Source organism: Glycomyces luteolus (genome assembly GCF_027622875.1).
GTDB classification, from domain to species: Bacteria; Actinomycetota; Actinomycetes; order Mycobacteriales; family Micromonosporaceae; genus Glycomyces; species Glycomyces luteolus.
In genome coordinates this window covers 214,517-236,269 of the sequence record NZ_JAPZVP010000008.1, presented here as the reverse complement: position 1 = coordinate 236,269, position 21,753 = coordinate 214,517, and the positions used below count along the sequence as shown (strand labels likewise).

The 21,753-nt window shown below is 70.5% G+C and carries 22 protein-coding genes; 11 read left to right on the top strand and 11 right to left on the bottom strand.

Annotated elements, in window-relative coordinates; genetic code table 11:
- Positions 1-13: 13 nt before the first annotated feature.
- Positions 14-1,054: an ABC transporter substrate-binding protein gene (locus O1R50_RS12575; protein ID WP_270110403.1), complete on the bottom strand. Its 1,041-nt coding sequence runs from the start codon at positions 1,052-1,054 to the stop codon at positions 14-16.
- Between the two features lie 96 nt (positions 1,055-1,150).
- On the opposite strand from O1R50_RS12575, the gene O1R50_RS12570 reads away from it, so the two are divergent.
- From O1R50_RS12570 to O1R50_RS12560, 3 genes are read left to right on the top strand one after another with little or no spacing between them, the layout of a single operon-like run.
- On the top strand, positions 1,151-2,218 hold the full coding sequence (locus O1R50_RS12570; RefSeq protein WP_408612681.1) for a FecCD family ABC transporter permease: 1,068 nt from the start codon (positions 1,151-1,153) through the stop codon (positions 2,216-2,218).
- Positions 2,215-3,261, top strand: a complete 1,047-nt coding sequence (locus O1R50_RS12565) for a FecCD family ABC transporter permease (RefSeq protein ID WP_270110401.1) — start codon at positions 2,215-2,217, stop codon at positions 3,259-3,261. Before O1R50_RS12570 ends, O1R50_RS12565 begins: the two co-directional genes overlap by 4 nt.
- Positions 3,258-4,055: an ABC transporter ATP-binding protein gene (locus tag O1R50_RS12560; RefSeq protein WP_270110400.1), complete on the top strand. Its 798-nt coding sequence runs from the start codon at positions 3,258-3,260 to the stop codon at positions 4,053-4,055. Before O1R50_RS12565 ends, O1R50_RS12560 begins: the two co-directional genes overlap by 4 nt.
- Here the strand turns inward: O1R50_RS12560 and O1R50_RS12555 are convergent.
- Together O1R50_RS12555 and O1R50_RS12550 are read right to left on the bottom strand one after the other, a co-directional pair.
- Entirely contained in the window at positions 4,021-5,178 is a 1,158-nt protein-coding gene (locus O1R50_RS12555) for a low temperature requirement protein A (protein WP_270110399.1), read from the bottom strand. The genes O1R50_RS12560 and O1R50_RS12555 overlap by 35 nt on opposite strands.
- A 42-nt stretch (positions 5,179-5,220) precedes the next feature.
- Positions 5,221-6,423 carry an FAD-dependent monooxygenase gene (locus tag O1R50_RS12550; RefSeq protein ID WP_270110398.1) on the bottom strand — a complete coding sequence of 401 codons (1,203 nt, stop codon included), beginning with the start codon at positions 6,421-6,423 and terminating at the stop codon, positions 5,221-5,223.
- Between the two features lie 150 nt (positions 6,424-6,573).
- On the opposite strand from O1R50_RS12550, the gene O1R50_RS12545 reads away from it, so the two are divergent.
- Positions 6,574-7,515 carry a helix-turn-helix transcriptional regulator gene (locus O1R50_RS12545; protein WP_270110397.1) on the top strand — a complete coding sequence of 314 codons (942 nt, stop codon included), beginning with the start codon at positions 6,574-6,576 and terminating at the stop codon, positions 7,513-7,515.
- A gap of 15 nt (positions 7,516-7,530) precedes the next feature.
- Here O1R50_RS12545 and O1R50_RS12540 read toward each other — a convergent pair whose 3' ends face one another.
- Together O1R50_RS12540 and O1R50_RS12535 are read right to left on the bottom strand one after the other, a co-directional pair.
- Complete coding sequence (locus tag O1R50_RS12540) at positions 7,531-8,919, bottom strand: sensor histidine kinase (RefSeq protein WP_270110396.1); 1,389 nt, start codon at positions 8,917-8,919, stop codon at positions 7,531-7,533.
- Between the two features lie 6 nt (positions 8,920-8,925).
- Positions 8,926-9,687 carry a response regulator transcription factor gene (locus tag O1R50_RS12535; protein WP_270110395.1) on the bottom strand — a complete coding sequence of 254 codons (762 nt, stop codon included), beginning with the start codon at positions 9,685-9,687 and terminating at the stop codon, positions 8,926-8,928.
- A gap of 238 nt (positions 9,688-9,925) precedes the next feature.
- Between O1R50_RS12535 and O1R50_RS12530 the strand changes: the two genes are divergently transcribed.
- Positions 9,926-10,762: an SDR family oxidoreductase gene (locus tag O1R50_RS12530; RefSeq protein WP_270110394.1), complete on the top strand. Its 837-nt coding sequence runs from the start codon at positions 9,926-9,928 to the stop codon at positions 10,760-10,762.
- Here the strand turns inward: O1R50_RS12530 and O1R50_RS12525 are convergent.
- From O1R50_RS12525 to O1R50_RS12515, 3 genes are all read right to left on the bottom strand, one after another.
- Positions 10,759-11,193: a hypothetical protein gene (locus tag O1R50_RS12525; protein ID WP_270110392.1), complete on the bottom strand. Its 435-nt coding sequence runs from the start codon at positions 11,191-11,193 to the stop codon at positions 10,759-10,761. The genes O1R50_RS12530 and O1R50_RS12525 overlap by 4 nt on opposite strands.
- Positions 11,194-12,717: 1,524 nt before the next feature.
- A complete protein-coding gene (locus O1R50_RS12520) occupies positions 12,718-13,728 on the bottom strand; it encodes an S-adenosylmethionine:tRNA ribosyltransferase-isomerase (RefSeq protein ID WP_270110391.1) in 1,011 nt (336 codons plus the stop codon).
- On the bottom strand, positions 13,725-14,480 hold the full coding sequence (locus tag O1R50_RS12515) for an SDR family NAD(P)-dependent oxidoreductase (RefSeq protein WP_270110390.1): 756 nt from the start codon (positions 14,478-14,480) through the stop codon (positions 13,725-13,727). The genes O1R50_RS12520 and O1R50_RS12515 overlap by 4 nt, the downstream gene beginning before the upstream one ends.
- A gap of 123 nt (positions 14,481-14,603) precedes the next feature.
- On the opposite strand from O1R50_RS12515, the gene O1R50_RS12510 reads away from it, so the two are divergent.
- From O1R50_RS12510 to O1R50_RS12500, 3 genes are read left to right on the top strand one after another with little or no spacing between them, the layout of a single operon-like run.
- Complete coding sequence (locus O1R50_RS12510) at positions 14,604-15,797, top strand: GAF domain-containing sensor histidine kinase (protein WP_270110389.1); 1,194 nt, start codon at positions 14,604-14,606, stop codon at positions 15,795-15,797.
- Positions 15,790-16,416, top strand: coding sequence for a response regulator (locus O1R50_RS12505; RefSeq protein ID WP_270110388.1), 627 nt, complete (start codon positions 15,790-15,792; stop codon positions 16,414-16,416). The genes O1R50_RS12510 and O1R50_RS12505 overlap by 8 nt, the downstream gene beginning before the upstream one ends.
- A gap of 59 nt (positions 16,417-16,475) precedes the next feature.
- Entirely contained in the window at positions 16,476-17,492 is a 1,017-nt protein-coding gene (locus O1R50_RS12500; RefSeq protein WP_270110387.1) for a hypothetical protein, read from the top strand.
- An 18-nt stretch (positions 17,493-17,510) separates the two neighbouring features.
- Here the strand turns inward: O1R50_RS12500 and O1R50_RS12495 are convergent, their stop codons facing one another.
- Positions 17,511-17,729 carry a hypothetical protein gene (locus O1R50_RS12495; RefSeq protein ID WP_270110386.1) on the bottom strand — a complete coding sequence of 73 codons (219 nt, stop codon included), beginning with the start codon at positions 17,727-17,729 and terminating at the stop codon, positions 17,511-17,513.
- Positions 17,730-17,970: 241 nt separating this feature from the next.
- Between O1R50_RS12495 and O1R50_RS12490 the strand changes: the two genes are divergently transcribed.
- The gene (locus O1R50_RS12490; RefSeq protein ID WP_270110385.1) at positions 17,971-18,960 is read left to right on the top strand and encodes a hypothetical protein; all 990 of its coding nucleotides are present in this window, start codon (positions 17,971-17,973) and stop codon (positions 18,958-18,960) included.
- A gap of 183 nt (positions 18,961-19,143) precedes the next feature.
- Here the strand turns inward: O1R50_RS12490 and O1R50_RS12485 are convergent, their stop codons facing one another.
- Complete coding sequence (locus O1R50_RS12485; protein WP_270110384.1) at positions 19,144-19,974, bottom strand: aldo/keto reductase; 831 nt, start codon at positions 19,972-19,974, stop codon at positions 19,144-19,146.
- 114 nt (positions 19,975-20,088) lie between these two features.
- On the opposite strand from O1R50_RS12485, the gene O1R50_RS12480 reads away from it, so the two are divergent.
- Together O1R50_RS12480 and O1R50_RS12475 are read left to right on the top strand one after the other, a co-directional pair.
- Entirely contained in the window at positions 20,089-20,553 is a 465-nt protein-coding gene (locus O1R50_RS12480; RefSeq protein ID WP_270110383.1) for a hypothetical protein, read from the top strand.
- Positions 20,550-20,849, top strand: coding sequence for a transcriptional regulator (locus O1R50_RS12475; protein ID WP_270110382.1), 300 nt, complete (start codon positions 20,550-20,552; stop codon positions 20,847-20,849). Before O1R50_RS12480 ends, O1R50_RS12475 begins: the two co-directional genes overlap by 4 nt.
- Positions 20,850-20,908: 59 nt before the next feature.
- Here the strand turns inward: O1R50_RS12475 and O1R50_RS12470 are convergent, their stop codons facing one another.
- Positions 20,909-21,745, bottom strand: a complete 837-nt coding sequence (locus tag O1R50_RS12470) for an aldo/keto reductase (protein WP_270110380.1) — start codon at positions 21,743-21,745, stop codon at positions 20,909-20,911.
- Positions 21,746-21,753: the final 8 nt, after the last annotated feature.

Sequence of the window (21,753 nt, the reverse complement as noted above, 5' to 3'; positions counted from 1 at the left end):
GCTAGGCGAATCGCTAGCCGAGCGGCTGCGCGGCGCCGAGGCCTTCGGTGATCCGTTCCAGCTCAACGGCACCGCCGATGTGCGAGTACACGGGCTCGCCGTTCCAGCCGTACACCTGCCCGGCCTCCACGGCCGGGAGCGCCGCCCAGGTCGGGTAGTCGGCGAGCAGCGTCTCCGCGGTGATGTTCCCGGTGCGCACGTCCAGGAAGAGCGCGTCGGCCTCGTACTTGTCGATGTTCTCCCAGGACAGAAGCTCCCAGTAGCCGTTCTGGTCCGCGTTGTCGGGGACGACGAAGTCGACGCCGAGCTCGACGCATTTCGCGAGCACGTTGAACGTCGGCGGATTGGCGATGTACAGCCCGTCCGGCCACGCGCCCACGGCCATCGCCTTGAGCGGCTTGTCCGCGACCGCGGCGGCCACACCGCCCGCGGCGTTCCCGAACTGCTCGACCCCGGCCGCGTTGTCCGCCGAGTCCAGGTCCGCGCCGAGTGCTTCGGCAAGGGCCGCATGGCGATCGATGATCTCGTCGATGGTCGGCCTGGAGACCTCGATGCCGATGCCCGGCGCGAGGGACTCGACCTCCTTAAGGCGCTCCTCGGGCACGAACCACAGGTCGAACCCCTCGTAGTAGTGGGAGACGAGCAGCTCGGGGTTCAGCTCCGCGCACTTCTCGACGTCGAACTCGCCCCAGGCGTTGCCGAGGACCGTGAGGTTCTCGACGGGCATGCGCCCGGCCTGGATGTCGGGGGAGCCGTCGGCGAGCGTGGTCGGACCGAACACGGCCGCGACCTCGACGCCGTAGTCGTACAGGGCCGCGGCGAGACCGGTGAACGCGACGACGGTGCCGGGCGCGGACTCCAGTTCCACGTGCTTCTGGTCGCGCTCGTCGAGGAACGAGAACGATCCGCCGCCGGTGCCTTCGGCCGAGTCCTCATCGGAGCCGCAGGCCGCGAGCAGCGAGGCGGCACCGAGGCCGCCGCCGGCGGCGAAGAGGCCGCGCCGGGTGAGTCCGGAACGGGAGGGGACCAGCAGCGGAGGGGTGCGGAGTGGCACGGGGAACTCCTTCGGAGGGAGAGCGATCCTGGCGGGGATTTCGCGGTTAGGTTAGCCTAAACAAAACCGCAGACACTATCCCTCCGGAGTTCGCACTTGTCAACCGCCCAAAGCGCCAGGGAGCAGGCTCCGGTGCTCGATACGCCAAGGGCCGCAACGGAACCCGTGGCCCGATCGCGCACCGCCCGCCGGGTCCTCGGCCTCCTCGCCCTGGTCGCCGTCCTGGCCGTCCTCGCGGTTCTCAGCGTCGCCGTCGGCTCCCGCGCGATGGACCTCGGCCAGGTCTGGGCCGGACTCACCGACGCCGGATCCGACTCGTACCCCGTGGTCACCGAACTGCGCCTGCCCCGCACCGTGCTCGGCCTCGCCGCCGGCGCCGCCCTCGGCCTCGCCGGGGCCCTCATGCAGGCCATGACCCGCAACCCCCTCGCCGACCCCGGCCTCCTCGGCGTCAACACCGGCGCGGCCGCCGCGGTCGTGACCGCCTCCTTCTTCATGGGCTCCTTCGGTTTCACCGGGACCGTCGTCTTCGCGTTCACCGGCGCGGCCGTCGCCTCCGTGGCGGTCTACCTCATCGCCGGGGCCGCGACCGCGACCCCCGCGCGGCTCGCGCTGGCCGGTGCCGCGGTGACCGCCGCCGGGTACGCGTACGTCTCGGCGATCCAGCTCATGGACGCGGCCACACTCGACCAGATGCGGTTCTGGTCGGTCGGGTCGCTCGTGAACGCGCACGTCGCGCCGATGCTCCCGGTCGTGCTCCTCATCGGCGGCGCGGCCGCCGTCGGCGTCCTGCTCGCCCGCCCGCTCAACGCCCTCGCGCTCGGGGACGCGACCGCGACCGGACTCGGCGTCGACCCCCGCGTCCTGCGGGTCGCCGGGATCGCCGCGATCACCGTGCTCGCCGGGACCGCGACCGCCGTGTGCGGCCCGATCGTCTTCGTCGGCCTGGTCGTGCCGCATGTCGTACGGGCCTTCACCGGGCCCGACCAGAACTGGGTCCTGCCGTACTCGATGCTCTCGGGCGCGGCGTTCCTCATCGCCGCCGACGTGCTCGGCCGCGTCATCGCCCGCCCGGCCGAAGTGCAGGTCGGCATCGTCTGCGCCGTCGCCGGCGGCCCGTTCTTCCTCTACCTGGTGAGCCGCAGGAAGGTGGCCCGGCTGTGAGCACCCTGACCTCCGGATCCACCGTGCTTCGCCTGGGCGGCAATTCGATCCGCCTGCGCCACCGCACGATCGCCGCGATCCTCGGTGCGCTCGCCGTCCTCGTCGCGGTCGCGCTGTGGTCCGCCGCGACCGGCTCGACCGCGCTCGGCCTCGACCGGACCTGGGCGGCCCTGCTCGGCCAGGGCACCAAGGGCGACGAGTTCATCCTCTGGGACCTGCGCCTCCCGCGCCTCGCCACCGGCCTCGCCGTCGGCGCGTGCATGGGCCTCTCGGGCGCGCTGTTCCAGAACCTCACCCGCAACGCCCTGGGCAGCCCCGACATCCTCGGCCTGACCCAGGGCGCGACCTCCGGCGCGCTCGTCGCGATCATCCTCACCGACGCCACCCTCCAGCTCACGGCCGGGTTCGCGGCGCTCGGGGCGCTCGCCACCGGCCTCGTGATCTGGGCGCTCACCCGCGGCGGCGACCCGTCCGGGTACCGGCTCGTCCTGGTGGGCATCGGGGTCGCGGCGATCCTCGCGGGCGTCAACGGCTACCTGCTCACCCGCACCACCATCGTGGACGCGTTCCGGGCGGTCTACTGGCTCACCGGCGACCTCTCGGGCCGCGACTGGGGCCAGGCCCGGACCGTCGCGATCGTGCTCGGAGCCGGCCTCATCGTCGTGGCCCTCCTCTCGCGCGGACTCGACGCCCTGCGCCTCGGCGAAGCGAGCGCGACCGGCCTCGGCGTGCACGTGACCGGCACCCGCGTCACCGCGCTCGTCACCGCCTCGGTGCTCACCGCCGGGGCAGTGGCGGTCGCCGGGCCGCTCGCCTTCGTCGCCCTCGCTGCCCCGCACATCGCCGCCCGCCTCACCGGCTCCACCAGGAGCTTCATGCTCTCCGCGATCATCGGCGCCCTCATCGTCACCGGCGCCGACATGATCGCCGTCGTCGGCGTCGGCGACCGCCAACTGCCCACAGGGGTCGTCACCGGCGTGGTCGGCGGGCTCTACCTCGTCTGGCTGCTCATCGCTCAACGCAAGAAGGGGGTCATGTCGTGACCGCAGGTCCACTCGTAGTCGAAGACGCCACCATCGGCTACGGCCGCGTCGCCATCAGCGAAGGCCTCAGCGTCGACATCCCCGAAGGGGAGTTCACGGTGATCCTGGGCCCCAACGCATGCGGCAAGTCCACGCTGCTGAAAGCCTTGGCGCGCATGCTGAAGCCCTCGGCCGGGCGCGTCCTGCTCGACGGCAAGGACATCCACTCCCAGCCCACCCGCGCCGTCGCGCGCCGCCTCGGCCTGCTCCCGCAGTCGCCGATCGCGCCCGACGGCATCACGGTGGCCGACCTCGTCGCGCGCGGCCGCTACCCGCACCAGGGCATCCTCAAGCAGTGGTCGGCGGAGGACGAACGCGTGGTCGCCGAGGCCATGGCCGCCACCGACATCAGCGAACTCGCCTCGCGCGGCGTAGACGAGCTCTCGGGCGGCCAGCGCCAGCGCGTGTGGATCGCGATGGTCCTCGCCCAGCAGACGCCGCTGCTCCTGCTCGACGAGCCGACCACGTTCCTCGACATCACGCACCAGATCGAGGTCCTCGACCTGTGCGCGAAGCTCCACCGCGAGGGCCGCACCCTCGTGGCGGTGCTCCACGACCTCAACCAGGCCGCCCGCTACGCGACCCACCTCATCGCGATGCGCGACGGCGAGGTCGTGGCCGAGGGCGCCCCGGCCGACATCGTGACCGCCGATACCGTGCAGCAGGTCTTCGACCTGCCGTGCCGGATCATCGACGACCCCGAGACCGGGACGCCGCTGGTCATTCCGAAAGCGCTGGCTTCAGCGCGGATCTAGCGACCCTTCGCTCGATCTCGAGCCCCGCGACCAGGACGATCACGATGGCGCCCAACTGGAGCGCGGTGTTGACGAGGCCGAGCGGGGCGGCCACGAGCACCGCCGCCGCGAGGGCCACGCGCTGCCAGGGCCCGGGCAGCGGCATCGAGAACCGCAGTCCGGCCGTGCCGAGCAGGAACAGCGCCACACCGCCGGAGAGCAGCAGCGACGCGGGGAGGTCGAGCGGCTCGGTGGCGTGCCCGACCGCCTTCTTCAGGCCCGCCGCGGTGACCAGGATGCCGATGAGTACCGGAATGAACGCGTAGGACAGACCCGCCAGGACCTTCCGCACGCGCTTCACCGCGTCCATTGTGGTGGTGAGTGCGTGCTCGGTCGCGGGCAGGTCGTGCACGAACAGCGACCACCACATGCACGCGCCGATCGCGAGTCCGAGGACCGCGGCGACGAGCAGATCCGCGTCGATCGGCAGTCCGGCCGCACCGATCCCGATGGCCACCACCGATTCGCCGAGGGCGACGATCACGACGAGGCCGTGCCGCTCGGTGATGTGAGCGGGGTGGAGGCGCAGGCCGCGCTGGCCGTGCCAGATCGGGACCGACCACACGATCGCCGAGGCCAGGCCCCAGAACACGTAGCGCCACAGGCCTTCAGGCCCGATCTCGGCGGCGAAGACGGACGCGACCGCGGCGAGGTTGGCGATGAAGACGGCACCGAACGCGCGGGCGGCCTGGAGGTACATGAGGCCGTGGACGAGCACGACCACGAGCAGGCCGACGGCGATCCAGATGCCGCCGCCGCCGTGGAACGCGGCAGGGATGGTCAGGGCGATGACGAGCCATCCGGCCATGGCGATCAGGAGGAGGATCCGGCGGGCGGGGCGCTCGGGCGGGATCACGTTGGTCAGCCAGGAGTAGCCGGCGTACATCCACCACAGGAACCCGAACATGAGCACGGTCTGGAGCAGGCCGATGAGCGGGTCGTGGGCGATGATCGCGGTGAACTGGGCGACGGTGAAGACGAAGATCAGGTCGAAGAACAGCTCCAGCGTGGAGACCGGGAGGTCGTCCTCGTCGGGCACGGGGTTGATGCGTTCGACGAACCATTCGGGGAGGAGGCGTGTCACGACCGCTGACGTTAGCACGCGCCGGCGTCCTCCCCGATCGGCTCACGCTCCGTAATGCGGCAGGTCGATCGCGTTGGCGGCCTTGTGGATGGCCTTCACGACCGGGCCCATGAGGCGTTCCTTCCCCGGCAGGCGCGACACGAGCGCGAGGAACGCCATGCTGGCGCCGATGCGCGCTTTGGTGGGGATGACCATGCCCTTGACGTTCGACGGGCCGAGGGCCTGGTTCGCCTTCGCGAACGGCCGCATCAGCCCCTCGTACGCGGCGAAGGCCGCCGGGTCGCCCTTCGCCTTCGCGAGTTCCCCGGCGAGGACGTAGCCGCCGACGAGCGCGAGGCTCGTACCCTGCCCGGAAGCGGCGGAAGCGCAGTGCGCGGCGTCGCCGATGAGGGCGGCGCGGCCCTGCGACCACCGGTCCATGTGGATCTGGCTGAGCGAGTCGAAGTAGAAGTCGGGTGCGGTCTCGGCCGCGGCGAGCAGCTTCGGGACCTCCCAGCCCTCGTTCGCGTAGGCCTCGCGCAGGAGCGCGACCTGCGAGGCGCGATCGGACCGGTCGTAGTCGAGTGCCGCGGCGGCCCAGAGGAACAGCGCGGTGGCGTGCTCGTTCCCGGCGGCGTTGTAGACCAGCGCGGTGCGGCCCGGCCCGACGTAGGTCAGCTCGCACCGGTCGAGGCCGAGATCGTTGGGGACGCTGTAGGACGCGACGCCGTAGCCCAGGTCGCGCACGTAGTCGGCTTCGGGGCCGAACGCGAGGCCGCGGGTGCGCGAGTGGAGGCCGTCGGCGCCCACGACCAGGTCGAAGTGCTCCTGCGCGCCGTGCTCGAACGCGACGTCGACGCCGTCGCCGGTCGGCTCGAGGGCCTTGACGGAGTCGCCGAAGCGGTAGTCGACGGCGGATTCGGTGAGCCCGTAGAGGAGGTGCCCGAGCTCGCCGCGGTGGATCTCGGCGTCGCCGTGCTCGCGGCCGCCGAAGGTGTCGCCGTCGAGGCCGGCCACCTTCCGGCCCTTCGCGTTGACGATCGAGGCGCTCCGGATATCGGTGCGGGCCTGGCGGATCGGATCCATTAGGCCCATCCGCTCGACGACCTCGAGCGCGGCCCCGCGGATGTCGATCTTGTACCCGCCGGGGCGCAATGCGGGGGCGCGTTCGACCACCACCGGCTCGAAACCGTTGCGGTGCAGCCAATAGGCGAGGGTGGTGCCGGCGATGCCGGCACCGGAGACGAGGACGCGTACAGCAGGCACGGCGAGGGACTCCGATCGAGGAAGCGGGGCGCGGCCCGGGGCGGCCGCAACGCCGATCCTATGCGGACCGAGCGCCGAAGGCACTGGTCAGCGCTGGCAGGAACCTGTTCCGGCCGTGCAGCTTCCTGCCGGGGCCGATAGCATCGCGCTGTGACGCTCCAGAGTTTCGGGTTGTCGGCGCGGGACGAGCAGGTCTGGCGGCGCCTCCTCCGCGCGCCCGGTGTGCGGGCCGACGAGCTCGACAGGGAGCTCGGCGACGGTGCCGCCGCGAGCGTCGTCCGCTTGGCCGACAAGGGCATCGTGCACGTGGACGTGGAGGGCCGCTGCCTCCCGGCGGATCCGGGGGCCGCGTTCGACCGGCTCGTGTCGCGGCGGCTGTCCGAGGTCGGCGAGGAGCTGCGGGGGATCGCGTCCGCCGGGGCGGTGCTGCCGGGTCTGCTGACCGAGCACCGCGAGGCGGCCGCGATCGAGTCCGTGGAGCGGCTCGACGGGGTCGAGGCCACGCAGCTGCGGGTCCTGGAGATCAGCGCGAGCGCACGCGAAGTGCTGGCGATGCACGGCCCCGAGCCGTTCGCGGAGCGCGCGGAGGTCACCGCGCACACCTTGCGCCGCTTGCGTTCCGACGTGGTCTACCGGACGATCGTGCACCGCTCGGTGCTCGACTCCGAGCCGTATTCGGCCCGCGTGCACCGCCTGCACGAGGCCGGGGACCGCCACCGCGTCAGCGACGCGGTGCTGCGGAACGTGCTGATCTACGACCGGGCGGTCGCGTTCGTGCGGATCGACCCGGCCGACCATCGCGCGGGCGCGTACATGGTCCGCCAGCCGGGCATGGTCGCGAGCCTGGTCGACCACTTCGAACTGGCGTGGAATGCCGCGGCCGACCTCGTGCCGGTGCCGGACGGGCCCGACGCGACGGAGCGGCGCGTGCTCGAACTGCTCACCGCGCACGGCAAGGACGAGACCGCGGCGCGGGCCATGGGCGTCTCGGTGCGGACGTTCCGGCGCCACGTCGCGGACCTGATGGCCCGCCTCGGCGCGGCCAACCGGTTCCACCTGGGCATGCTGGCCGCGCGGCGCGGCTGGCTCTGATGCGCGCTCGGCGCGCTATTCGAGACGCGCGACCGGCAGGCGCACTTCGATGACGGTGCCCTCACCGGGCTCGCTCTCGAGGCGGATCTCGCCGCCGTGGGCGGCCACGATGGACGAGACGATGGAGAGTCCGAGTCCGGAGCCGCCGGTGGCGCGCGACCGCGACGGGTCGGCCCGGTAGAACCGGTCGAAGACCTTCTGGCGGTGCTCGGCCGGGATGCCCGGGCCGTGGTCGGCGACGCGGAGGACCGCCCAGCCGGCGTTCTCGGCGACCGAGACCTCGATTGCGGTGCCGCGCGGGGTGTGGACGCGGGCGTTGGTCAGGAGGTTCACGAGCACCTGCCGGAGCTGGCCCTCGTTCGCCACCACGGTGAGTGGCCGACGCGCGGTGAGGCTGATCGGGTGCGTCGAGGCGGCGACCTCGGCGTCGTCCACGGCGTCCTGCGCGAGCTGGGTGAGTTCGACCAGTTCGCGGTCGCCGCCCACCTCCTCGTCGAGGCGGGAGAGGACCATGAGGTCGTCCACGAGCTTCGCCAGCCGGGCGTTCTCGCTGCCGATGCGGCTCATTGCCCGGTCGAGCTTCTCGCCCTGCGGGGTCGCCCCGGACTCGTAGAGCTGCACGTAGCCGCCGATCGCGGTGAGCGGGGTGCGCAGTTCGTGCCCGGCGTCGGCCACGAACTGGCGCAGGCGCTCGTGCTGGCGGTCGCGTTGGGTGATCGCGTCCGTGAGGCGCGAGACCATCCGGTTGAGCGCCAAGGACAACCGGCCCATTTCGGTGCGCGGATCGGCGGCGGTGATCCGGTGGTCGAGGCTCCCGGAGGCGACGGTCTCGGCGTCGGCCACCATGTGGTCGACCACGCGCAGGCCCCGCCGGGTGATGATCCAGGCGGCGAGGATGCCGAGCCCGGCCACCACGAGCCCGGTGACGAGCACCGTGCGGGTCAGGGTCGCGATCGTGGCCTCGACGCCTTCCATGGAGGTGGCGACGACGATCGTGTAGGTCCCCGGGACGCCGTTGAACGCGACCTCGACATCGGCCGCGGTCACCGCCCGGTACGTCATCTCGCCGTCGACGCTGGCAACGGTGAAGAAGCCGCTCTCGTCCGGGGGCGAGGTGATCTCGGGCATCGAATACGGGTCGCCCTTGTAGCCGGCGGCGGCGCGGCCGACGACGTCACCGGATTCGTCGAAGATCAAGATCGCGAACTCGTTGTACGGGGCTTCGCCGGTCACAACGCTCGGGCCCGAGCGGATTCCCCCCTGGTCCAGGACGCCGTGCAACTTCTGGTCGAGCTGGTTGATCAGGTGACTGGAGACGGCCTGCACCGTGACGAAGCCGATGATGCTCACCGCGACGATGAGCAGGACCGCCATCGCCGCGGCGATCTTCGTTCTGATGGCCATGTCGCGCTATGCCTGCGGCGGGCGCAGCATGTAACCGACGCCCCGGACGGTGTGGATGAGCCGCGGGCCGAGCTTGTCGAGCTTGCGGCGCAGGTAGAACACGTACGTCTCGGCGAGGCTCGACTCGGTCTCGAAGTCGTAGCCCCAGACCTGCCGCAGCAGCTCCGATTTGGACACCACCCGGCCGGTGTTCGCCGCGAGGTAGCGAAGCAACCGGAACTCGGTGGGGGACAAGTCGATCGTCTTGCCGTCCCGGGTCACCTGGTGGGCCGCGAGGTCGAGGATGAGGTCGGCGACGGCTACCGTCTCGCCGCCGCGCTTCGAAGCCGACTCCTTGCCGAGCGTGCGGCGCAGGACCGCCGAGACGCGCAGGGACAGCTCTTCGAGACGGAAGGGCTTCATGAGGTAGTCGTCGCCGCCGGAGCCGAAACCGTCGCGCAGGTCGCTCGGGGCGGTGCGGGCGGTGAGGAAGATGATCGGCGTCTCGTCGCCCGAGGCGCGCATCCGGTCGGCCACGCCGAAGCCGTCGAGGCCGGGCATGTTGACGTCGAGGATCACGAGGTCCGGGCGGACCTTCTCGAGCGAAGCCAGCGCCTCGGTGCCCGAGCGGGCGGCGGTGACCTCGTAGCCCTGGAAGGACAGGGCTTCGACCAGCAGGTCGGCCAGGCTCTCCTCGTCATCCACTACGAGGAGCCGTGCCGGGGACCCGTCGCCCCGGAGCGGCACCGCAGGCGGTGTTGCCCCGGCTGGCCCGCTGGTCGAAGTCATCCACCGCTCCTCAGTACTCGTGCCGGGTCTTCGTCGGTTGCCCGGTTCGTCGTTTTGTTCGGCCAGCCTATTGCAGCCTCAGCGGGGCTGAAAGGGTTCGAGAGCGTTTCCAGGGGACTTCTGGACGCGCTCTCAGCTGGCATTCAGCATTCGATCGGAGTGTCGTCCCCGGCGGTCTTCCGCCAGAAGTTACTGACTAGTAGTATTCGGGTGACACCGAACACTTGGAGGCAGAGCAATGGAGCCAGCCATCAACACGTCGAACCTGAACGGCAGGGCCGCGTTCGTCACCGGCGCCAGCCGCGGCATCGGCGCGGCCATCGCCGTCGCACTCGGCGCGGCCGGGGCCAAAGTGGCGCTGTTCGCCAAGACCGGCGAACCCCACCCGAAGCTCCCCGGGACCCTCTACGAGACCGCGAAGCTCATCGAGGACGCGGGCGGGCAGGCGCTCCCCATCGTGGGCGACCTCCGCGACGCCGAGTCGGTGGGGGAGGCGGTGGACACCGCCGCCGCCGCGTTCGGCGGGCTCGACATCTGCGTCAACAACGCCTCCGCGCTCGACCTCACCGGCATCGGCGAGCTCAGCCTGAAGAAGTTCGACCTCATCTCGAGCGTCAACCTGCGCGGCACCTTCGCGACCATCAGCGCCGCCCTCCCGTACCTGCGCGGCTCCGACCACGCCCACGTGCTCACCATCAGCCCGCCGCTGAACACCGACCCCAAGTGGTTCGCGGGCGGGCCGTACACGGCCACGAAGTACGGCATGACGATCATGACCCTCGGCACCTCCGAGACCGAACCGGGCGTGGCCGCGAACTGCCTGTGGCCCAGGACCACCATCGCCACGGCCGCCGTCGCGTTCGCCCTCGGCGGGCAGCCGATGATCGACCGCAGCCGCAAGCCCGAGATCGTGGCGGATGCGGCGCTGGCGATCCTCGCGAAGAACCCGAAGGACTACACCGGCAATGCGGTGATGGTCGAGGACTTGCTCGCCGCCGAGGGCGTCACGGACCTGTCGGGGTACGCGGTCGTGCCGGGCCAGGAGGACTTCCAGCCGGACATCTACGTCGACTAGCCCTTGAAGTCCTCGTCGGTGAGCCGCTCCAGGCGGGCGAGCTCTTCTTGCCGGCGTTCGCGCAGCTGCTTCGGCACACCGGCGAGGACCACGACGGCGGCGGCCGCCAGGACCCCGGCGATCACGGCCGGGACGACGCTCCAGCCGGTCGGGCGGGTCTCGAATTCTCCGACTTCGGCGCATGCGGTCAGGAGGGTCTCGCCGTCGGGGCCGGTGGTCTGGCAGATTTCCGAGGGGCTGACCTGTTGGCCCTCGAAGTAGAGCACCCGTTCCTCACCCGGCATCGCCGAGATGAACAGGACCACTGCGAGCGCGAGCGTGATGACGGCCGTGACGACGGCGACTACGGGCGAATCGGGGATCGCGAACCGCGTCCGCCGCCTCGGCCCGATGCCGAAGGGGCCGCCATGCTGCTCGATCGGATTGCTCACCCCTCGATCGTACTGCCGAGAGGCGGTGTTCTCGCTGCACGGGTTCGATCCCGGCTCGGGTTTGACCCCGTACGGCCTTCGGGTCGTGGTGGCTCTTGGTCAAAGCGGCGGCGACGAAGGGGTGGGTTGGGGCGGGCCTTTTGCCTGCGGGTTCGGTGAGGGGCTGGGCGGGGCCGGCGCGGGGCTGGGCCGGGCGGAACGTGAATGCTTTACCTGCGTGTGGGTGATGCGGGAGTGGTTGGGGGCGTGGATAATTGAGGTACGTACAGGGATACGGAATCCGTGTAGGTGAACGATATGGTGGTAAGCAGACTACGACATAAGCCTCTGGCCATATGCCTGCATTGCACGGACGTTGAGACCGGTGTCGGAGCCATGAGGAGCTCCGGCGTCACTCGGCCACGGCCCTTTGCGATGAGCTGTTGAACTGTCCTGGCAGGGACGGGGACACGGCATGCACCCCCGGACCGGGGCGAGACCCGGGACGGACAGCGGCGAGCACCCACATGGTGCCTGCCGGCAGGCCCAGGCCCGATCGGAGGATCAGGAGCCAAGGGCCAAGAATGAAGAGGCCAGCGCCCCCGATATGCAAGTGGGAGTGAGGGTCTGGAGGCCAGTGCCCTGAACTGCGAGAGGGGCAAAGGCTCAGAGGCCGGTGCCCCGAAGTATGCGGAGGCAGGGGTCTAGCGGCTGGTGCCTGAGAAGGTCAGGGCCGCGAATCGCAGGCTCAGGCGAAAGCCCGAAGCCTGAATCGCAAGCCTAGGCCAGGGAGGCCGAGGCGGGGGAAGCGCGAGGAGTAGCGGGAAGGAGGCGAGAGGACATGACGACCACGACCGTGCGCACGGCCCGCACCGCAGCCGCGACCGAGGCGACGCCCGCCGCTGACTGCTCCGGCATCGCCGCCCGCTTTGTCGCTCCGCAGTCTGGCCCGATTCATCGGGCTTCGAGCCGGACTCGCCAGGTCGCTTCGGCACCGGCTCGAATCCGCCCGGCCCGGCCCGGCCGGCAGCGGCAACCGGCCCCGCCCGGCCCGCTTCGCCTGCCGGGTGGCGACGACCGGCCCCGCCCGGCCCGCTTCGCCTGCCGGGTGGCGACGACCGGCCCCGCCCCGGCGACGCACCCCCGAGCAGCCGCTCACCTCTTCATCGCTGCCCGTTTGAAGCCGGGCCGAAGAGGACCCGGCCCCGGCCAGCCACCCCGAGCGAACGCCCACCCCTCCATCGCCGCCTGCCTGAACCGCACGCCGAAGACGACCCGGCCTCGGCGACGCACCCCCGAGCAACCGCTCACCTCTTCATCGCCGCCCGTTTGAAGCCGTGCCGAAGAGGACCCGGCCCCGGCCAGCCGCCCCGAGCGACCTTTCGCCGCTCCGTCGCTGGCCAGTTGGACCGCGGTGAGCGCGGCGGTCCAACCGACCTGGAAGACGCGGAGCGCGACGCTGATCTGAGCTTCCAGAACGCCGCCGAGAGGCAAGCCGTGGCCGACCACAAGCAGCGCACCTCTCGGTCGCAAGCGGGCGGCGCCTCAAGCGATCAGGTGAACGTCGCCGAACTCGTGCCAGAGATACCTGGATTCGATTGCCGCACTGTACGACTCGCGTAGGAGGTCGGTGTCGCACAGGGCCTCCAGCATGGCCAGGTGGGTGGACCGCGGCTCGTGGAAGCCGGTGAGCAGACCGTCGACGACCTGGGCCGGGTGCTCGGGGGAGATGATCCGCTCGGTGTGGCCCGAGGCCGCGACCACCTTGCCGCCGACCACGGTGCTCTCCAGCGCGCGGACCGCCGTCGTCCCGACGGCGATCACGCGGCTGCCCGAATCCTTGGCGGCGTTGACCATCCGAGCCGTGTACTCGCCGACCTCCATCCACTCCGGGTACGGGTCCTCGTCACTCTCGAGGGAGGCGACTCCCGTGTGGAGGGTCACGGGAGCGATCCCTACTCCTGCCGACACCAGGCGGGTCACCATCTCCGGAGTGAACGGCCTTGCCGCACTGGGCATCTCGGCTGATCCGGGAACGGTCGCGAACGCGGTCTGGTAGTCGCTGATCGGCCAGTCGCGGTCGATGTACGAGTACCTGATCGGCCCGCCGTAGCGGGCCAGGTACTCGGGCACCGACTCGATCGGCGGTCGGGTCACCCACAGGCGCTTGCCGAAACGCCGCTCCAGCCGCAAGGGCACTTTGCCGGGGAGGTCCACGATTCCGCCTGGCACCTCGCCCAGGAACGGGCGGTCCCGGTCGCGGAGCTCCACCAGCCAGGACCCGTCAGGCCGCGTCGAAGAGAAGTGGACCCGCAGGCCCTGCCGGGTCGGCACGGCCGCCGGGAGGGTCGCCGAGTTGTTGACCACGAGCAGGTCGCCGGGGCGCACCAGGACCGGGAGGTCCTCGAAGCGGTGGTGCCGGATCGCGCCGGTTGCCTTGTCCGACACCAGGAGACGCACGTCGGATCGCCCCGTCCCGCGCACTTCGGCGGGCTGGACGGCCTCCAAAGCGGCGTCCAGCGCGAACTCGAACGAGGAAGTCAAGGTCGCGCTCACGCCCGCGCCTCCTCATGGGTGTGATTGTGCAGCTTGTCGAAATCGCGGGCCGCGTACCGGCCGCTCTCGGGCGCCTGCCACTCGCAGGTGCACCAGCGGGCGCCGACGAGCGAGTAGATCGACGCCGCGGCCAGCGAAGGCGGGTCGGCCTCCGCCGCGTCGGCTTCGCCCACCGCCGCCGCGAGCATCGCGGTGGACATCTCACCGGGGTCGATCGCCCAGACCGCGACGGCGGGCTCCTCGGCGGCGAGCACGTTCGAGAGCTGGTCGAGCGCGGCCTTCGTCGACCCGTACGGGCCCCACGTGGCATACGGCCCCGTCGCGGCGTCGGAGGAGATGTTCACGATCGCCCCGCCCCGCTCGCGCAGGACCGGAAGCGCCAACTGCGCCAAGGCGATCGGGGCCCACACGTTCATCTCGAACAGGCGCGGCCAGACGGTCAGGTCGGCGTCGGCGAGGCGCGGCAGCGGCACCTCGCCCAGGGTCGAGGCGTTGTTCACCAGCAGGTCGAGCCGGTTCCCGGCCAGCGCGACCAGTTCCCGGCGGTGGGCGTCGTCGGTGACGTCCCCGGCCAGGTAGCGGACGCCGAGCCGTTCGGCGACGCGCGCCAGGCGCTCCTCGCCGCGGGCGGTCAGGATCAGGTCCCAGCCGGAGGCGGCCAGGCGCTCGGCCAGCGCCTCGCCGAGGCCCGCGGAGGCCCCGGTGACGATGGCGGTGCGGTCGTCCACTTGCGGCAGCTGTGCTTCACTCATGGCCCCACGCTATTTCCGGCGCGGCCCGGGCGCATCGGGCCGAGGTCGCGGTGGTGCCTCCGGCGCAGGTCCTAAGACCAGCGACCGAGGCCCGGAAGGTGCCGCGTGGACTAGATTGGCAGCGTGACCGCCTCCGATTCGACCGGGCATTCCCGAGAAGCGACCTCGCTGCTGCACGAGGTGTCGGCGGCCGTCGGCGCGATCACCCGGCACCTGTCCGTGCACCAGGTGCTCGAAGTGATCGTCTCCTCGGCCCGGCGCCTCGTCGGCGCCGACTACGCCGCCATCGGCATCCCCGACGACGAAGGCGGGTTCGCCGAGTTCATCACCGACGGCATCGGCGAAGCGCAGCGCCTCGAGATCGGGCCGCTCCCGCGCCAGCACGGGATGCTCGCCGCGATCCTCGCCGAGAGCGAACCCATCCGCCTCGACGACTTGCGCCGCGACCCGCGTTTCCAGTGGTGGCCGAAGGCCCACCCGACCATGGCCGCGCTGCTCGGCGTCCCGATCCGCGACTGCGGTCCGGACCTCGGCGGCGGCTCCGACTGCATCCGCACCATCGGCATCGTCGTGCTGACCAACGACCTCGGCAAGCCCGGGTTCAGCGAGTCCGACACGGAGCTGATCGAACTGCTCGCCTCCCACGCGGCCATCGCGATCACCAACGCCCGCCTCTACGAGCGCAGCCGTGAGCTCACCGTCGTCGAGGAGCGGAACCGGCTCGCCCGCGAACTCCACGACGCGGTCATGCAGCGCCTGTTCTCCCTGCGGCTCTCCGCCCGCGCCGCCCGCAAGCTCGCCCCCACCGACCCCGAGGCCGCCGCGCGCCGACTCGGCGAGGTAGAGACCCTCGCGGCCGAGGCCATCGCCGAGCTGCGCGCGGTGATCGTCGAGCTCCGGCCCGCCGACCTCGACGCCCACGGCCTGGTCGAGACCCTCCGGAGGCACGTCACCCTCCTGGACCGCCTGCACGACACCGAGGTCACGTTCGAACTCCGCTCCCCGGTGGACCTCTCCCGGGACGGCGAGGTCGAAGTGCTCCGGCTCGTGCAGGAAGCCCTCAGCAACGCCTTCCGGCACGCCCGCGCCCGCCACGTCGCCGTCACCGTCGAATCCGAGCGCATCACCATCGCCGACGACGGCGAGGGCTTCGACGCGGCCGAGGCCGCGACCCGCGGGCTCGGGCTCCTCTCAATGCGCGAGCGGGCCAAGGCACTCGGCGGCGACCTCGACCTGAAGACCGCCCCGGGCGAAGGCACGACCGTGACCCTCGAACTCGAAGGCTTCACCGATCCCGAAGAGGCCGAACGTGACTGAGATCCGACTCCTCCTCGTCGACGACCACCCCGTGGTCCGCCGCGGCCTCCGCGGCTACCTCGAACTCGAACCCGATTTCACCGTCGTCGGCGAAGCGGGCGACGGCGAGGAAGCCCTGCGCGCCATCGAAGAACACCACCCCGACGTGGTCCTCCTCGACCTCAAGATGCCCGGCCTCGACGGCCAAGGCGTGCTCGAACGCCTCGGCGCGACCGGCGGCGCGCCCCGCGTCCTGGTCCTCACCTCGGCCACCGACGCCGAACGCGTCCCGAACGCCATCACCGCCGGAGCGGCCGGGTTCGTGTACAAGGACATCGACCCGGACGCGCTGGCCAGCGCGATCCGCACCGTCCACGCCGGGCAGCTGCTGCTCTCGCCGGTCGCCATGCGCGGCTTGATGAGCGGCAACATCAGCGCCCCTTCGGCACCGTCCTTGACGCCGCGCGAGAGCCAGGTCCTCGGCCTCATCGCGAAGGGCCAGACCAATCGCCAGATCGCCCGCGCCCTCGGCGTCTCGGAGAAGACCGTCAAGACCCACGTCACGAACCTCCTCCGCCGCATCGGCGCCGCCGACCGCACCCAGGCCGCATTGTGGGCGGTTCGCCACGGTATCGGCTGAATCGCAGAGCGTGACCGTCTGCTGAGCCATCACCGAAGGTGATTCTCTAGGATCCCGTCGTGCCCCGAAATCACAATAGAATCCTGCGTTCGCTCGTGCCCTTGATCGCTCTTGCCCTGAGCGGTACGGCCTGCGGATACATACCCATCGGTGAGAAGACCGAGTCCTACGAGATCTATCACGACAATGACGCCGAACCTTGGTGCGCCGAAGGCGAAAGCGGCTATGTCCTGAAGCAGGACTCGATCCTCCAAGGCCCGCATTTCTCGGTGGGGATCCAGTGCCGGTACACCGGCGAAACGCTGCCGCACGAGGTCGCCGAGCGCGCTTCGACGATCGCCCTCCTGCCCCGCGCCGAAAAAGGCAGCGAGTTCATCGCCAACCACCTCACGACCGACCCGGAGTCGGACTTCCTCGACATCGCGGGTTGGGAGGTCCGGTCCTGGGTACAGATCGGCGACCGGGAGTTCGACCTCGACGCTCCTCCGCAGCGAGGCGACTGGATCGTCGTGACGGCACCGACCGACGTCCCCGCCGTGCTCTGGGTCGAGGACGACGGCCGCGCCCAAGGTCTCGACCTGCGCACCGGAGAACGAATCGAGCCGGTGTTCTCGTACTACACGAACCTTGCGGCGTATTCCGATCTCTTCAGCGGCTTCAGTTACGAAGAGGTCCACATCGACAACGGAGACGAGTGGAGCTGGCTCTCATGCCAGTACGACGGAGGCAACGCCTGGAGGAGCCCCTGGACAGAGGAACTCGGGTGGGCTCCAGAGGGCAGCGTGTACCTCGGCGTTTTCACCTACTGGTGCCGCGACTACGACGAATTCACCTGGAACCTCGATCAGCAGCGTTCGATAACGCTCGCCAGCGGCGAAGCCGATGCGCCGATCGCCTGGTATGAGCGCGAAGTCGAGGGGTACGGCATCGAGGTTCAGGCGTTTTTCCTGATCCCGGACATCGATTCCGAGGTCACGATCGAATTCGAGCCCGTAGGCGAGATCGTCGACGGCGAAGGCGACCAGTGGCAGATCCGAGAGCCGCTGCAAGCGGCCGAATGGGTCGCGTCGTTCTGACCTCGCGGGTGCAGCACGTCAGAGGCGTTCGACGGTCAGCTCGAGGATGCGGTCGACGACCGGGCGCGGATCAGTGAGGATCGTCAGGTGGTCGCCGTCGAAGCGGCGCACCGGCCAGCCGCGCTGGGCCGCTGCCGCAGCCTCGGCATCGTAGGTATCGCTCAGTTGCAGGTAGGCGCCCCACGTCGGCAGCGGCCGCGGGTCGGGCGCGACCTCGGCGAAGTAGTCGAGCGGCACGTGCCGGAGCGCCTCGGTGAAGGCCTCGCGCTGCGCCCGGTCGGGCAGGAGGCCTTCGATGGCCTCCGGCGGACATTGTGCCCGTTCCGCGAGCGGTCGTCCGGTACCCTACGCGGTGAATTTGCGATGGTATCTGATGAATCGCAGATCGTTACCGTCTACTGAGTCATTACCGAAGGTGATCGCTTAGGGTCCCGTTGTGCCCCCATCGCAAACCAACACAATCAAACCCCTCTTCGCTTTGGCCGCAGTGGCCCTCACCGCCACCGGCTGCTCGTCGATTCCCTTCCTCGATCGGACCGAGGCCCACGAGCTCATCACCGGCGCCACCGACACCGCTTGGTGCGCGAACGGCGACGGCTCCTGGTTCCTCGGCAACGACGCCGACATCGCCGGCCCCCATTTCGGTCTCTCGATCCTCTGCCACTTCGAAGGCACCGAGATGCCGGAGGATGCCGCCGATCACGCGACCGCGCTCGCGGACCTGCCGAAGCTCGCCGACGGCACCGAGGTCCTGATCAACCAGATCGCCTTGGGCCCCGACTACGCCGCCGAGTTCGAAGACGACCCGTCCAAGGTGACCGCCTGGATCGATTCCGGCGACGAGCGCTTCGACTTGGACGCGATCCCCGCGCCAGGCGACTTCCTCGCGCTCACCGTGCCCACCGGCGACGACGCCGTCCTGTGGATCGAGGACGACGGCCGCGCCCAGGGCCTGAACCTGCGCACCGGCGAGCAGGTCGAGCCGATCATGGCTTACTACAACGGGCTCAGCACGGATGTGGTCCAGGGCGACAGCTTCTCTGCCGAGGTCACGGTGCTCAACGACGAGAAGGCCTGGGACCTGAGCTGCCACAGCGACTTCCTCGAAGCCGACCGCAGCGTCTGGCGCGAGGACCTGGGCTGGGCTGCCGAGGAATCGGTCTTTCTGCAGGTGACGTTCAACTGGTGCACCTACGAGGACAACCTCGTCTGGCACCTGGACCCGGAGGCATCGCTTGCCGCGAAGCCGGGAAGCGAGCCCCTCCCGCCGCTTTCGATGAGCGCCGAGGAACTTCCCGATACGGGCGGCACGCTCCGGTACACCGCCCTTTTCAGCATTCCCGAGAACAGCGAAGCCTTCCCCATGGTCCTGACACCGGTCGGCGACCTCGAGAACATCGCTGAAGGCGACGACTACGCCTTCCTCGACACCCCCGCGCCCAGCGAACGGGGCTTGGTCTTCATCTAGTCGGCGACGGCCCGCTCGAACTGCGCACGGCGTCGGGGGGGGCGCCGCGGGGGGGCGCCGGCCGGGGGGGGGGGGGGGGGGTGGGGGGGGGGGGGGGGCGGGGCCGGGCGCGCCCCCCCCCCCCCGCCCGCCCCCGGGGCGGGGCCCCCCCGGGCCGCCCCCCCCCCCGCCGGTTCGGTTGCGCTAGTTGACTTCGAGAGGGTCGCCGCCCTGGCGGACGCCGGTGTCGAGCACGTCGATTTCGGCGAGGTCCTTTTCGGTGAGGACGAAGTCGAGGACCGCCCAGTTCTCGCGGATGCGCTCGGGGGTGACGGACTTGGGGATGACGACGTTGCCGCGCTGGAGGTTCCAGCGGAGCACCACCTGGGCGGGGGTGCGGCCGTGGGCTTCGGCGACGGCCTTGACGGCGGGTTCGTCGAAGAGGCCGCCCGCGCGCAGGCCGAGCGGGCCCCAGGATTCGGTGACGACGCCGTGCTCGTCGTGCCAGGCGCGCAGTTCGGGCTGGCTGAAGTAGGGGTGCAGCTCGACCTGGTTGATCTCGGGGGCGCTGCCGGTCTCGGCCTCGCAGCGGGCGAGGTGGTCGATGGTGAAGTTGGAGACGCCGGCGGAGCGGAGGAGGCCTTCGGCGCGGGCGTCGAGGAGCGCCTGCCAGGACTCGACGTAGCGGTCGACCTGCGGGCGCGGCCAGTGGAGCAGGTACAGGTCGAGGTAGTCGGTCCCGAGCCGCTCCAGGGACTCGGTGAGATTGCGCCGGACCTCGTCGTAGCCGTGGTCCCAGGTCTTGCTGGTGAGGAAGATGTCGCCGCGGGCGACGCCGGAGGCCTTGATGGCCCGGCCGACGCCGGCCTCGTTGTGGTAGCCGACCGCGGTGTCGACCAGGCGGTAGCCCGTCTCGAGCGCGGTCTCGACGGCGGTCTGCACGTCGCTGCCGTCTTCGATCCTGAAGGTGCCGTAGCCGTAGCGGGGGATTTCGGCACCGCCGGACATGGTGATCGCTGTGCTCAGTTCGCTCATGCGCGAGAGCCTACCCACTTGGCGAGCGGTTGCGCATCGAGGCAGATCGAGAAACTTGCCGTTATGGAAAGTCTCGACTTGACGCCATGGAAAGTCGCGATTAGGCTTTCCGGCATGGAAAGTCGACTCACCCCCGAAGAAGCCCAGGCCGCCCTCGCGTCCGTGGAGCAGTCCCGTTCCGACATCGCCGACCGCCTCTACACCCCGTGGTGGTACCACCCCGCGCTCGGCCTCCTGGTCGGCGGACTCATCACCGTCACTTTCGCGGACCTGCACTCCTCGATCCTCATCGGTGTGCTCATCGCCTACGGCGCCGGCCTCGGCGCACTCGTGACCGCCTACCGCCGCAAATCCGGCGTGTGGCTCAACGGGACCGAAGGCGGGCCCAAAGCGCGTCGCAGCATCTTCCGGTTCTTCGGGAGCCTGCTCGTCGTGGTCATCATCGGCGCGGCCTTCGCGATCGGGATGGAGATCCGCTGGACCGCCCCGATCGTCGGGTTCGTCGTCGCGGTGGCCATCGCAGTGTGGGGCCGCCACTTCGACAAGGTGCTCCGGGCCGAGCTTCGCGAGACCTCATGACCGAGCCGCGTTTCGACGAGATCATCCACGCGCCCAACCGGTTGCGGATCTGCTCCATGCTCTCGGCGATGAACGAGGTCGAGTTCGCCGCCCTGCGCGAAGCGCTTGGTGTCAGCGACTCGGTTCTCAGCAAACAGCTCAAGGCCCTTGAAGACGCCGGATACCTCAGCGTCAGAAAGTCCCCTCTGGACGGCCGCACCCGCACCTGGGCCGCCCTCACCCCCGTGGGGAAGGACGCTTTCAACGGGCATGTCGCCGAGCTGCGGCGGCTCGCGGCGGGCGTCCCGATCGAGTAGCGCCACCGAGAATCGCAGCGGGGCGGGCGGCCAGACCGCCCGCCCCGCTCGCGTCAGTGTCAGCGCTCGTTCGAGCCGGGGTCGATGCCCTGGCGCCGGCCGGTCTCCAGCGCGTCGATCGCCGCCATCTCGTCGTCCGAGAGCGCGAAGTCGAACACGTCGAAGTTCTCGGCGATGCGGCTCGGCTTGGAGGACTTGGGGATCACGATGCAGCCGTTCTGCAGGTGCCAGCGGATCACGACCTGGCCCGGGCTCTTCCCGTGCGCCGCGGCGGCGGCGGTGACGGCCGGTTCGGCGAGGACCGAGCCGGTGCGCTGGCCCAGCGGACCCCACGACTCGGTGGCGATGCCGCGCTCGGCGTGCCAGGCCCGCAGCTCGGGCTGGTTGAAGTACGGGTGCAGCTCGACCTGGTTCACCGAGGGGTACACGCCGGTGGCCTCGTGGACCTTCTCGAGGTGCTCCGGCAGGAAGTTCGAGACGCCAGCAGAGCGGATCAGGCCCTCGTCCCGGGCCTTGAGCAGGGCCTGGAAGGTCTCGGGGTACAGGCCCTGCTTCGGGGAGGGCCAGTGGATCAGGTACAGGTCGAGGTAGTCGGTGCCGAGGCGCTCCAGCGAGGCCTCGAGCGCGGCGCGGGCCGGCCCTACGCCGTGGTGGTCGTTCCAGACCTTCGTGGTGAGGAAGACCTCTTCGCGCGGGACCCCGGAGGCGGCCACCGCGCGGCCGACGCCGACCTCGTTGCCGTACATCTCGGCGGTGTCGATGAGCCGGTAGCCCGCGGCGAGCGCGGACTCGACGGCCTGCTGGGCCTCGTCGTCGCCGACCTTGTAGGTGCCGTAGCCGATGCGGGGCATCGCGATGCCGTCGTTGAGCTCGATCGGAGCGCTGAGATCAGTCATGCCCCGAG

Coding starts and splice junctions, on each gene's coding strand:
- O1R50_RS12480 (WP_270110383.1), top strand. CDS start 20,089: ATGGAAAGTCGACTCACCCCCGAAGAAGCCCAGGCCGCCCTCGCGTCC.
- O1R50_RS12475 (WP_270110382.1), top strand. CDS start 20,550: ATGACCGAGCCGCGTTTCGACGAGATCATCCACGCGCCCAACCGGTTG.
- O1R50_RS12485 (WP_270110384.1), bottom strand. CDS start 19,974: ATGAGCGAACTGAGCACAGCGATCACCATGTCCGGCGGTGCCGAAATC.
- O1R50_RS12540 (WP_270110396.1), bottom strand. CDS start 8,919: ATGGCCATCAGAACGAAGATCGCCGCGGCGATGGCGGTCCTGCTCATC.
- O1R50_RS12470 (WP_270110380.1), bottom strand. CDS start 21,745: ATGACTGATCTCAGCGCTCCGATCGAGCTCAACGACGGCATCGCGATG.
- O1R50_RS12535 (WP_270110395.1), bottom strand. CDS start 9,687: ATGACTTCGACCAGCGGGCCAGCCGGGGCAACACCGCCTGCGGTGCCG.
- O1R50_RS12530 (WP_270110394.1), top strand. CDS start 9,926: ATGGAGCCAGCCATCAACACGTCGAACCTGAACGGCAGGGCCGCGTTC.
- O1R50_RS12515 (WP_270110390.1), bottom strand. CDS start 14,480: ATGAGTGAAGCACAGCTGCCGCAAGTGGACGACCGCACCGCCATCGTC.